At 74.1% G+C, this 12485-nt stretch carries 8 protein-coding genes; 1 reads left to right on the top strand and 7 read right to left on the bottom strand.

The genetic code is table 11. The features are described 5' to 3' along the window. Nucleotides 1-184: 184 nt before the first annotated feature. Nucleotides 185-856 (bottom strand): TetR/AcrR family transcriptional regulator, encoded by a 672-nt coding sequence (locus tag KME66_RS20085; protein WP_216324336.1) that lies wholly within the window; start codon nt 854-856, stop codon nt 185-187. A 428-nt stretch (nt 857-1284) separates the two neighbouring features. Here KME66_RS20085 and KME66_RS20080 point away from each other — a divergent pair, with 428 nt between their 5' ends. Then, the gene (locus tag KME66_RS20080) at nt 1285-2562 is read left to right on the top strand and encodes a M6 family metalloprotease domain-containing protein (protein ID WP_073225176.1); all 1278 of its coding nucleotides are present in this window, start codon (nt 1285-1287) and stop codon (nt 2560-2562) included. Here KME66_RS20080 and KME66_RS20075 read toward each other — a convergent pair. From KME66_RS20075 to KME66_RS20050, 6 genes are all read right to left on the bottom strand, one after another. Then, entirely contained in the window at nt 2549-3817 is a 1269-nt protein-coding gene (locus tag KME66_RS20075; RefSeq protein ID WP_216324333.1) for a class I adenylate-forming enzyme family protein, read from the bottom strand. The two genes, KME66_RS20080 and KME66_RS20075, sit on opposite strands and share 14 nt — an antisense overlap. Nucleotides 3818-4075: 258 nt before the next feature. Then, the gene (locus KME66_RS20070; RefSeq protein WP_216324330.1) at nt 4076-5269 is read right to left on the bottom strand and encodes a cytochrome P450; all 1194 of its coding nucleotides are present in this window, start codon (nt 5267-5269) and stop codon (nt 4076-4078) included. Then, nucleotides 5266-8979 (bottom strand): AMP-binding protein, encoded by a 3714-nt coding sequence (locus KME66_RS20065; RefSeq protein ID WP_216324327.1) that lies wholly within the window; start codon nt 8977-8979, stop codon nt 5266-5268. The genes KME66_RS20070 and KME66_RS20065 overlap by 4 nt, the downstream gene beginning before the upstream one ends. Beyond that, the gene (locus KME66_RS20060) at nt 8976-10106 is read right to left on the bottom strand and encodes an aminotransferase class V-fold PLP-dependent enzyme (RefSeq protein WP_216324325.1); all 1131 of its coding nucleotides are present in this window, start codon (nt 10104-10106) and stop codon (nt 8976-8978) included. The genes KME66_RS20065 and KME66_RS20060 overlap by 4 nt, the downstream gene beginning before the upstream one ends. Before the next feature lie 65 nt (nt 10107-10171). Further along, the gene (locus tag KME66_RS20055) at nt 10172-11167 is read right to left on the bottom strand and encodes a proline dehydrogenase family protein (RefSeq protein WP_216324322.1); all 996 of its coding nucleotides are present in this window, start codon (nt 11165-11167) and stop codon (nt 10172-10174) included. Next, entirely contained in the window at nt 11164-12405 is a 1242-nt protein-coding gene (locus KME66_RS20050) for a fatty acid desaturase family protein (protein WP_216324319.1), read from the bottom strand. The genes KME66_RS20055 and KME66_RS20050 overlap by 4 nt, the downstream gene beginning before the upstream one ends. Nucleotides 12406-12485 lie beyond the last annotated feature (80 nt).

The raw sequence follows: 12485 nt of genomic DNA, 5'->3' as shown, positions 1-12485 counted from the left end.
AAGGACGTGCGAGGGCGCCGAGGCGTCGCGAAGTGGGCGTCGGCGGTACGCGCTGCGGCGTACGCGCGACGGTTGCGTGGGTCCGCCCGTGCGTGACAGGGACGTACGGGCCGGTGTTCGGGTAAAGCGGGACGGTGGGGCCGATGGAGCCGGCGGGTCCGGAAGGTTCAGGTCGGTGCGGCCGTCAGGAGCGCCGCAGGTCCTCCAAGGTCGCCGCCGATCCGGGCAGTTCGGAGCGGGCCGGGGTCTCCAGGCCGTCCAGGAACAGCTGCAGATGACGGTGGGTGAACCGGTCGATGCCCTGGCAGGCGATGCCGGGGAGCGGCCGGGTGAGCTGGGACAGGGCGACGAGTACGTCACCGACGGCGATGTCGGTACGCAGCCGCCCCGCGGACTGGGCGCGCGACACGAGTCCCGCGACGGCCTCTTCGAGGCGGTCGCGCTCGGCGAGCAGGTCGGGGTGGTCCTTGTCGAAGACGCCGGAGATCATCGGGCACAGGGCGCCGATCCGTTCGTCCGCGGCCGCGTGCACGAAGCGGCTGAGCGCGGCGAACGGGTCGGACTCCGCGGCGACGGCCTCCTCGGCCCTCAGGGTGGTGCGGGAGGTGACCGCGAGGACGACCTCGTGGGTGAGGGCGGCGCGGTCGGGGAAGTTCCGGTAGAGCGTGGCGTTGCCGACGCCCGCCCGGCGGGCGACGTCGTCCAGCGGCACGTCGGGCCCGGCCTCGACGAACAGCTCGCGCGCGGCGGAGACGATCCGCTCACGGTTGCGCAGCGCGTCGGCCCGGGGACGGGCGGTGCGGCACGATGCCGTCGGCGCGGCGCCCTTCCCGGCGGCGGCCTCCGTGACACGCACGGTGCCGGGCTCCGCGGCACGGCCACTGCCGGACTCCGGGACACGCGCGGCACCGGGCCCCGCGACGCTTGCCGTGCCGGGCTTTGTGACGCTTGCCGTGCCGGACCGCGCGGTGCCGCCGGTGGCGGTCGGTGCGATCCCCTGGGCGACGGTCTCCACGGCAACCCTCACCTCCCCTTTCCCCTGCGTAGCCGGGCGGACCCCGTTCGTAACCGGGGACCGCGTCCCCGGTTAGCGGGGACGTGTATGCAAACGGGGAGAGGTTCCCCGGTTATTTCCCACCCTCGATGTGACCTGCATCACAACACCCCGAGACGGAAACCCACCGATCGGCGCACCCAGCGAGCGGCCCCGGACCACCCGGCGGAGGCTGATCGCCAGAGCGCAGTCAGGGTCGGCCGACTGCCGCGGACCCCGAAGGCGCCTCTATGCAGCAGCCCCGCCACCGGATACGCAGACATCGCCGCCCGGTCGCCCTGGCCGGAGCGACCGCGCTGGTCATCGCGGCCATGGCCTCGGCCAGCACCACGCTCCACTCCGGCGGCCACACCACCGCGGGCCCGGCGGCCACCACCCAGGACTCCGCCCTCGCCCCGTGCCGGATCTCCACGACCATGGGCGTACAGATGTCCGAGGGTCTGCCGACCCCGCCCGGCTACGCGCGGTCGATCGGTGAGATCAGGGCGCTCAACCTGATGATCGACTTCCCGGACGCGGAGGGAACGGAACCGGCGGAGGACCGGTTCGCGGAGTTCTTCCCGCAGACCTCCGAGTGGTTCCGCACCAGCTCCTACGGCCGGCTCGTCTACCGGCCCGAGGCCCCCGTCAAGGAGTGGCTGCGGATGCCGATGGCGTTCACGGAGTACGGGATAGAGCGCGGCTCACCGTTCGAGCCGGGCTACCGCCAGCTGGTGAAGGACATCGTCGCTGCCGCCGACCCCCGGGTGGACTTCTCGGAGTACGACCTGGTGAACATTCTGGTCAGCCCGAACGCCGGGCCCTCCGCGCTGGACACCGTGCTCTCGGTGACCTTCTCCGGCAACGGCGAGGCCCCGGAGGCGGACGGCGTGCCGATCGCCAACGCCTCGTTCGTCTACAGCCGCCAGGACGACGGGTCGGGGTCGTACGCCGAGACCGGTTACCGCGTCCTGCCGCACGAGAACGGCCATGTCTTCGGGCTGCCGGACCTCTACACGATGGAGGGCGGCGGCTCGGTCGGGCACTGGGACATCATGTCCGAGGACTGGGGCGCCAACAACGACTTCCTGGCCTGGCACAAGTGGAAGCTCGGCTGGCTCGACAACGAGCAGATCAGCTGCGCTTCCCGGCCCGGCGTCAGCGAGCACACGCTCGGCCCGCTCGCCACGGAGGGCGGCACCAAGCTCGCCTTCGTCCCGCTGAGCGCCCAGTCCGGCTACGCCGTGGAGGTCCGCACGGCGGCGGGCAACGACGAGGCGGTCTGCCGGCCCGGGGTGCTGGTCTACAAGGTGAGCTCCGACGTGGACACCGGCCAGGGCCCGGTCTCCGTCGCCGACGCCACCGAGGACAGCGGCGGCTGCACCCGGCGCCCCAACGTGCACGCGGAACTGTCCGACGCCCCGTTCCGGCCCGGCCAGACCTTCACCGACCGGGCCAACGGCGTACGGATATCCGTGCTGGACGAGGACGACGACGGCACCTACCGCATACGGGTCACGCGCCCGTGAACGGGCCCACGACGAGGACCCGTCCCTCGCGGCGTACGGCACGGTCCCCGGTACGGAACCAGCCGCCGTCCCGGAGGGCGGCCCCGGTCGCCGGCGCGTCGCGCCAGTAGCCGCGGAACAGCGACTGGCCGCGCAGCCACAGCTCGCCCTGCTCCCCGTCGGGCAGCTCACCGCCCGACGGCCCGGCGATCCGCACCTCCGTGGCCGGGGTGGGCCGGCCGCCCGCGACGCCCGGCTCGGCGCGGCACGCGTCGCCGAACGGCGCGAGGACGACGCCGCAGGTCTCGGCGAGGCCGTAACCCGCGTCACGGCCGTCGGCGGGCAACGGTTCGGGGCCCTCCGGTCCGGCCCCGTCGGCGGCACCGTCCGTCAGGGCCAGCGCGCCACCGGCCGCCATCGCACCGTAGACGCAGGTGAACGCGGCGGCATCGGAGAACGGGACCGTCATCGGGGAGACCGGGGCGGGCTCCAGACCGGGGATGGCGCCGCGTGCGCGGGCGGAGGCCGCCGCGTGGTAGCGGGCGTTGAGCGCGGCACCGGCCTGGGCGAGATGGCGGGCCACCGCGCCCCGGGTGCGGCCGGTGGCGCCGGAGGTGTAGAGGATCGTCGCGTCGTCCTCGGGCCGGGGCTCCACGTCGGGCGGCGCGGCCAGCGGATCGGGAGCGGGGAAGTCCTCGTACCGCTCGATGCGCAGGCCGTCCGGAACCCGCCCCTCAACGGGGAAGCGGACGACGCGCGTCCGCGTCCGCCGGGCCCAGCCGGCGACCCGCCCCAGCCGCGCCCCGTCCACCAGCAGCACCCCGGGCTCGCAGTCCTCCAGCGCGTACGTGAACGCGTCCTCCGTCCACCGGGCGTCGAGGGGTACGGCGACGAGACCGGCCAACTGGGCGGCCCAGAAGGCGATCTGCCACTCGGGACGGTTCCCCGACGCGATCACGGCCCGGTCGCCGGGGCGCAGGCCGTACCGCTCCCGCAGGCACACCGCGAGGGCGGATGCGGCGGCGAAGAACTCCCCGTAGGCGCAGGTCCGTTCGCCCGCGATCAGGAACGGCGCGTCCCCGTAGGCCCAGGTGGTCTCCACGAACTCCCGGAGCGTGCGCGGGCCGTCGGCGTACTCCGGCGTGCCCCGCTCGCCGGGCACCACGGCGAAGGGCGCGCCGGGCGCGGTGAGGGAGGCCTCGATACGCGCGGCGCGCCGGGCGGGCTCAGCCGGTGCGGCTGCTGCGGGGTCCGGGGACGGGACGGTGTGCGGCACGGACGGCCTCTCTCGCAGTGGCTCTGACGCTGACGGACACCCGAGACGCTATGCGGGCGGTCGCCCGGCGCCAAGGCCGTCGCCGGGCCTGCGGAGTGGTGGTCGGGGGCTGCGCGCTCGCGACGGCAGGCCGGCGCGACACGCCCGCGACGCCAGGCGGGGGCGGGGCGCCCGCAGAGGCGGGCGAGCGCGGGACGCTCCCGGCGTCGGGCGGGGGCGGGGCGCTCGTGGCGGTCAGGCTCATGAGGGTGTAGAGGTTCACTTCGCCGTGATCCTCACCGGGAGGCTCTCCAGGCCGTTCACGACGATCGAGCTCAACGGCACGGCCGGACCCGTCTGTTCGATGGCGCGCACCGAGTCGAGCAGTTCGGTGAACAGGATGCGCATCTCGGTGCGGGTCATCATCGCCCCGAGGCAGAAGTGCGTTCCCGCGCCCAGTGCCAGATGACGGTTGGGGCGGCGGGCGATGTCGAAGAGGTCCGGGTCCGCGAAGTGCCGCTCGTCCCGGTTGGCCGACGGGGTCCACAGCACGACGCGGTCGCCCGCCTCCAGGGGACGGTCCCGCAGCATCACCGGTTCGGTCACCGTCCGCATGATGTGGGTCGCGCTGGAGGTCCAGCGCAGCACCTCCTCCACCGCCGTCGGCATCAGCCCCCGGTCCGCGCGCAGCCGCTCCCAGGCGTCCGGACGGTCGAGGAAGGTCTTCATCCCGCCGGCCACCGCCAGACGGACGTTCTCGGTGCCGCCGACCAGGAGGTTGTCGCAGTTCAGGAGGATGTCCTCCTCGGTGAGCAGTTCCCCGTCGACCTCGCCGTTGACCAGGGCGCTGACCAGATCGTCCTCGGGCCGGTCCATCCGCCGGTACATCAGCTCGACGAAGTACGCCATGATCTCCTGGTGCGCGCCGCTGCGGGCCTCCGGCTCGCCCGCCCCGAACGCCCTGCTGGTGAGGGCGAAGAGCATCTCCTGCTCGTGGTCCGGCACCCCCATCAGCCGGCAGATCACATAGAGCGGCAGCCGCGCCGCGACATCGGTGACGAAGTCGCACGTGCCCAGCCCGGCCGCGCGCGTCACCACCTGGCGCACCGCCCCGCGCATCGCGTCCTCCAGGGCCCGCACCGAACGGGTGGTGAACCAGTCGGCGACCAGCGACCGCAGGGCCTTGTGCCGGGGCGGGTCGGTGAGGGCGAGGGTGCGGCCGCCGCCCGGGTCCCGGCCGTGCGACCGGGGGCGCAGCAGGATGCCCTGGGCCGAGCTGAACACCTTGGCGTCCTGGTAGACGGTGCGGACGTCCTCGTACCGGGTGACCGACCAGAACGCCGGGTACTCCCCGGCCTCGTGGCGGCGGACCGGGTCGTGGTCGCGCATCCACCGCCAGACGGGGTGCGGGTCGCCGGTCGCGTACAGCTCGGGGTCGACGAGGCTGACCCCCTCGGGGGCGAGGACGTTCATGACGGGTCTCCTTCGTGCGACGGCAGGGTGTGGACGAGGCCGGCGAGCCGCTCGGCCAGCTCGTGGGCGGTGGCGCGCCCGACCGCGTCGGGGCGGTGGTTGACGGCGAGCCGGAGCCGGCCGTCGGGCAGCGGCCAGAACTCGGTCTGGACCTCCAGCGGGATGTCCAGATAGGGCGGGCGCAGCAGTGTGGTCCCGAGACCGGTCAGGGGCAGACGCGGGATCGCGTTGTCCTGGAGCACCAGCAGGGTCTGGAAGAGCGGGGGCCGCCCGGTGCGCGGCGGGTTGAGCAGCCGCACCAGCTCGTGGAAGGACACGTCCTGGGCGGCGAACGCCCGGTCGAGAACGCGGCCCGCTTCGGCGACGGCCGCCGGCCCGCCGTCGAGGACCGCGCCGCGCAGCCGCAGGCACGCCATCTCGATGTGGCAGCCGACCGCGTCGTCGAGGCGGGGGTCGAAGCGCTGGGCCACCGGGACGCCGACCGCGAAGTCCCGCTGCCCCGTGAGCTCGGCCAGCACCTGCCCGTAGCAGGCCAGCAGAACGGCGTACCGCGTGACACCGGCGCGGGCGGCGGCCGCGTCCAGACGCGCTGCCGCGTCCGGCTCCAGCAGGCGCTCCGTACGGAGGACGGACGGGGCGGGCCCACCCGGCGGGCGGGCCGGGTCCGCCGGATCGACCTCAGCCGGGGCCACCGGGCCCGCCGGGGCCACCGGGTCGTGCCGGTCCGGCCGGTCCACCGGGGCCACCAGATCCGGCCGGTCCACCAGGGCCGACCGGTCCGCCGGGCCCGCCTGATCGGGCAGGCGCCCCTGGTCCGGGCGGTCCGGCCAGGTCAGTTCCGGTACGTTCGCCAAGGCGTCGAGCAGCGTGGCGCGGTGGTGCTCCGGATCGGCGTGGGCCAGGCGTTCCGCCCGCAGGCGCGCGCTCGCGGCAACGGAGAGCGCCGGGGGCGGGGACGGCGCGGGGGCCGTGCCGTCGGCGGCGGACCGGGCGGCGTTGTAGGCCGCCGCCAGGTCTGCGGCGAGCACCGACTCCGACCACCCGTCGAACGCGATGTGGTGGACCACGCAGCCGAACACCCAGGACCGGCCGGGCTCCAGCGGGACCAGCGCGGTCCGCCACACCTCGCCCTCGTCGAGGCCGAGGGGCGCGCCCAGGGTCGCGCGGAGGGTCCCGACCGCACGGTCCGCGTCCGGTTCCGGCTCCAGGACCTCCAGGACCGGGGCGGGGAGATCCGTCACACGGGCCACGGGACGCGGGGCGGCCGCGTAGGCCGTCCGCAACGTCTCGTGGCGCTCGTGCACGGTCTCGACGGCGCTGTCGAGAGCGTCGAGGTCGAGGTCCCCGTCGATGCGGAAGAGCACCAGGCAGTGCGCGGAGCGGTCCTCGGGGCGCAGGAGGTGGTTGGTGAGGTAGCCGGTCTGCATGGGCGTCAGCGGCACGTCGTCCCCCGCGGCCACCGGGGCCGGTGGGACGGGCACATCCTTCGCGAGCCACTGGCCCAGGCCCCGGGCGGTCGGATGCTCGTACAGCCGCGACACGGGTACGGGACGCTCCAGTTCCGCCGCCAGGCGCGCGCAGACGCGGCCGGCGGCCAGGGACGAGCCTCCGAGGTCCGTGAAGGGGATGTCGAGCGGGACGTCGGGCAGGCCGAGGACGGCCGCGAAGACGGCTGCGGTGCGCAGGACGCATGACGGCGGTCCGTCGTGCACGCCGTGCACCGCTCCCCCGTCGCGCGACGACACGGGCTCGGTGCCGGACGACGACGCGGGCGCGGTCCCCGCCACCGCGTCGGACGACGTCCTGGCGCAGGACGTCGTATCGGCGGCGGTCTGGGCGGCCACGGCCGGGGTCCCGGTCGACGTTCCCTCCGGGGTCCCGGGCAGCGGAACGGTCGGTGTCCCGGCCGACGTTCCGCCCGGGGTCCCGGGCAGCGGTGCGGTCGGCGTCCCGGCCGAGGATCCGGCGGCGGTCGCGAGGGGCGCGGCGGTCGCGACCGTCGGCCGCCTCGCGCCGTCGGCCGTCTCCGGGGCCCACAGGTCCAGCAGCGCCCGTTCGTCCAGCTTGCCCTGGGCGGTCAGCGGGAACCCGGCCACCGCCAGCACGGCGTCCGGCCGCTGGTAGGCGACCAGTTCCGCCGCCAGCGTCGCGGCGGCCCCGCTCAGCGGGTCCCCCGGCCGCTCGGGCACGCAGAACGCCACCAGGCCCTCGGTGTTGCCCGCGGCGTTGCGGTGGGCCACCACCCGGCAGTCGCGGACCGCGGGCAGCAGCTCCTGGATGCGGCGTTCGACCTCGGCCGGTTCGACGCGGTGACCGCGCACCTTCACCTGGCGGTCCGCACGCCCCCGGTAGTGCAGCACACCGTTCTCGTCCAGCCGTCCGAGGTCGCCCGTGCGGTAGACCCGTACGTCCTCGCCGTCGACCCGCACCCGGGGGAACTTGGCCTCGGTGAGCTCCGGTTCGCCGAGGTAGCGCAGGGCGAGTCCGTCGCCCGCCACGCAGATCTCGCCGTCGATGACGTGGATACGGGTGCCGGGGACCGGGCGGCCGACGGGGATGCCGCCGGGCAGGTCGCAGTCCGCCTCCGTGATGCGGTGCGTGGTGGCGAAGACGGTGCTCTCGACCGGTCCGTACCCGTTGATCAGGGCGATCCCGGGGTGACGCCGGACGAAGGCGCGCACGTGGGGGACGGAGAGCCGTTCGCCGCCGGTGATCACCTGGGCCAGCCCGAGGAAGGCGTCCGGGTCCTCGTCCACGACCATGTTGAGCAGACTGCTGGTGAGCCAGACCGTGTCGGCCCCGTGGACGGCGACCACCTCACGCAGCGCCTGGCCGGACAGATACGGCTCGTCGACGACGAGGGAGGTGCCACCGCTGAGCAGGGCGGCCCACAGCTCCAGCGAGAACGCGTCCCACGGCAGCGCCGCCGCCAGCGGGATCACGGTGTCGGGGCCGAAGCGGGCGAAGGTGTCCGGGCGCACCAGGCGGGCGGTGGCCCGGTGCGGGCTCAGCACCCCCTTCGGGCGGCCGGTCGTCCCGGAGGTGAAGAAGACACAGGCCGGCGCGTCGGAGGAGACCTCGCCGCCGGCCGGGCCGGGCGGGTGAAGCGGTACCTCGCCGGCGACCGCGGCCGACGGGTGGCAGGAAGCCGCACGGCCGGCCGGGACCGGCACCGTGGCCGGGGCCTCGGCTGCGGCCCCGGCCGGTGACCAGACCGGCAGGCCGGACCGCGCGCACTCCGGGTCCGCCGTGACGATCAGCCGCGCGCCGAGGCGGTCGGTGACCTCCCGGATCCGCCCGTCCGGCCAGGCGGGGTCGAGCAGGGCATAGGCCGCGCCCAGCTTCAGGACGGCCAGGACCGAGACGATCAGCTCCGCGCCCCGGGGCAGCAGTACGGGGACGAGGTCGCCGGCGACGACGCCCCGGCGCGCCAGCGAGGCGGCCCGCTCGCCGGCTGCCCGGTCAAGCTCGGCGTAGCTCAGCCGGTGCGCGCCGTGCACGACCGCGGTGGCAGCCGGGGTCCGGGCCGCCCACCGCGCGACGGCTCCGTGCAGCGTCTCGTGCGAGCCATCGTGCAGCGCCTCGTGCGGGCCCTCGCACGGGATCGCCTGCGGGCCATCGCGCAACGCCTCGTGCGGGCCCTCGTCCGAGGTGGCGTGCGGGCCCCCGCGCAGCGCCTCCTGCGGGGTCGCCGCCGTGGCCGCGCTCATGCCCCCGCCCCCAGCACCTCACGCAGGGCGCGTCCGAAGAGGTCCATCTCCTCCAGGGTGTTGTAGTAGTGGGCCGAGACCCGCACCGCCGTGTCCACTCCCCGGTCCGCCAGGTAGATCGGGGTGTGGTGACCGACGATCTTCCAGACGTTGATCCGCTGCTCGGCGAGGCGGGACATCACCGTCGCCGCCTCCACGTCCGCGTGGCGGAACGTGAGGATGCCGGACTGCTGCGTGCCCGGAGCGACGAGTTCGACGCCCGGGGCGTCGGCCACCGCGGCCCGCAGGGCCCCGAACACGTCCTTGTGGTCGAACGGGGTGCCCTCCTCGAAGAGGGTCAGCGCCGTGTTGAGCCCGGCCACGGCGGCGGTGCTGCGCTCGGCCAGTTCCAGGGACCGCGCGCTGCGGTCGTCGATCCGGTAGCCCGTGGCCGAGTCGACGTGCGCCACGTGCAGGTCGTGGAAGCCCGGCAGGAGGGCGGCGCGCAGTTCGGGCGCGACGTAGGCGAAGGCCGTGCCGCGCGGGCCGCGCAGGAACTTGCGGCCCGCCCCGGTGAGCAGCTGGCAGCCGATCCGGGCCGCGCTGACGGGCACCTGGCCGATCGACTGGCAGGCGTCGACGGCGTAGAAGCAGCGGTGGGGGGCGAGCAGCCGGCCGATCTCCTCGACCGGGTTGACGATGCCGCAGCCGGACGGGATGTGCGTCACGGAGACGAGGGCGACGTCGTCGTCGATGTGGGCGGCCATCCAGTCGAGGTCGAGGTCGCCGCTCGGCAGGAGGGGGACGACCTCGATCGTGCAACCGGTCCGGTCGCGCAGCTCGAACAGGGAGATGAGGTTGCCCGCGTACTCGTAGGGCGTGACCCAGATCCGGTCGCCCGCCCCGAGGTTCAGCCGGGGCACGACGGCGCACCAGGCGCGGGTGGCGCTGTCGAACAGGGCGACGTCGGCGACCGGGGCGTCGAGGATCCGGGCGAGGCGGCGGTAGACCTCGTCGTTGACGACGCCGTCGTAGAAGCTCTCGGTCTCGTAGCAGCCGGCGGCCGCCTCCCGGTCGAGGACCTCGGCCATGGTCCGCCGTACCTCGGCGGGGACGAGACCCGCTCCGGCGGTGTTCAGGTGAATCATGCTGTGCGCTCGCTCCGTTGGTTTCGGTGACGTGGTCGGGGGCGGGAGATCCGGTCGGACGGGCCTCAGTAGCCGGCGCCGGCCGTGCGGCCCTCCGCACCATCGCGTCCGGCGATGTCGGCCAGGGCGGTGAGCACCATCGGGGGGTGCTCGGCGAGGCGGTGCAGCAGGTGCAGCCACCAGTTCTCGCCGTAGGTGGCGTAGATGCGGCAGGCGTGGCCCGACTCGCGGTAGGAGCGCAGCAGTTCGGGACGTACGCCGTGGAGCATCTCGATCTCCTCGACGCGGTCCAGCAGCCCGCTCGTCGCGGCGGCTGCGAGGATCGCCGGATCCTGGGTGGCCAGGCTGAGCCGGGCGCCCCGGTCCACCAGCGCGGCGGCGAGACGGAGGTAGCGGGCGTCGAGGGCCGGGCCCCGCCCCAGGGCCACCTCGGGGGGCGCGGCGAAGGCCCCCTTGACCAGGCGGATCCGGCGGCCCGCGATCGGTACGGCGTCGAGGTCGGCCTCGGTGCGGTGCAGATAGGCCTGGAGGGTGACGCCGAGATTGGGGTGATCGGCGGCGAGCTCACGGTAGGTCGCGAGGACGTCGTCGACGGCGGGGGCCCGTTCCATGCTGAGGACGACCTCGCTGCCCCGGGCCGCCGCGGCCGCGGTGATCCGCGCGGTGTTGGCCGTGCAGAGCTCCCGGGAGAGGGCGAGGCCGACGTTGGAGAGGTCGAAGCCGAGCTGCTCGGGGACCGGTTCGTGGGCGAGGACCGCGAGGTACTCGCCCACGACCCGCTCGACCTCGTCGGGGTCGGCGGCCTCCTCGCCGACGAACTCCACCGCGGTCCGGTACGACTTGGCCCGCAGCACGCCGAGGTGGTCGAGGAAGGCGTCGCGGTCGGCCGCGAGCACGTACCGGTGCGCGGCGGGCGACAGGAGGTCCTGGAGGAGTGACCCGGGTGCGGTGAACGCGCTGCGGCACCGGGGGTCGGCGGCCAGCAGCCGCAGGCCGCGGCCGGCGGCCTCGTGCAGCGCGCGCTGGGAGACGGCCGTGGGCTCGGAGAGTGCCGTGTTCATGAGAGGACCTTGGCCTTCGTGTCGTCGCCGGAGGAGTCGTGGGCGTTCTCGCCGATGCGGCCGAGGGGATCGCCGGTGCCGATCGGGCCGGTGCCGTCGGCGGGGCCGTCGGCCGGCGGGGTGGTCTGCGCGAGGACGAGGGCGGCCGGGTCGGGAGCGCCGGACCTGGCGGCGGCCACCATGAGCTGGGCGAAACTGGGTCCGGCGGCGGCCGGGTCGCCGCCGCGCTGTCTCCAGGTGCGGTACGTGGCGGCGTAACTGATCACGGTCTCCTTGTCGCGGCGGTCCCGCGGCCGGGTGAACGCGCCCGCCCACAGGCCGTCCCAGGCGGCGTAGCCGGGATCGCCGAGCAGCACCTGGTGCGCGCGGCCCAGGTTCCAGAACGGGATGCCGGCGTTCATGTGGTGGACCAGGTGGTAGCGGTCGTTGTGACGGCTGAGGAAGAAGCGCTCCAGGAAGACGCCGTGCCGGTTGCGGGTCAGCAGGATCTGCTTGTTCTCGCTCTCCGGCATCGGGTAGTGCTCGGACAGCTCGGCGAGCCAGCCGATGGCCACGTTGGTGGTGAACAGCGGGACGAACCAGAACAGCAGCAGTTCGGGCAGCACACCGAACCAGGCGCAGACGCCGAGGATCACGGCCCACTGGGCGACGAAGGTCTTCTGCTCGGTACGGAGCGGGACGGGCACCGAGACGGTGATCTGCGAGCTGTCGCAGAAGACCCGCTCGCGGGCGATGTATCCGAGGTAGGTGAAGGTGCGCAGGCCCAGCGCGGAGGCGACGACCTCCTTCAGGAAGAAGTGGCGGTCGGAGCGTTCGGCGTCGTAGAGGCCGCACTCGATGTGGAAGCTGTAGTCCGGGTCGTTGACCGCGTCCCCGAGATTGCGGTGGTGGTTGCCGACATGGGAGCTGCGGTAGGGCCCGTACAGGTGCCCGACGAGGTAGCCCGAGAGCAGGGTGCCGCCGACCAGGTTCAGCGTCCTGTTCCGGGCGAACACCTTGTGGCTGGACTCGTGCAGGAAGTGGGCCAGGAAGCGCTGTACGGAACCGATGACGAGCAGGGCCAGCGGATAGAACGCGTACGAGACCTGGGTGCAGAGCACCACACACACGGCGATCAGCGCGTATTCGAAGAGGATCGCGAGCGGTGCGTGGTGGTTGTCCAGGGTCCGCAGATGACGCAGCTCCTTGCGGATGTCCGGGGCGAGCCGGTCGAAGTTCAGCTGCTCGAAAGTGGACATGACGAAGCCTCCGTTCGGTACGGAAAGGGCGAGACGTTCGGGGAAGTCAGGAGGGTTGGGGAAACCCGGGAGGAACGGTG

Source organism: Streptomyces sp. YPW6, assembly GCF_018866325.1.
Classification (GTDB): domain Bacteria; phylum Actinomycetota; class Actinomycetes; order Streptomycetales; family Streptomycetaceae; genus Streptomyces.
This window is presented reverse-complemented; position numbering and strand designations above follow the sequence as displayed.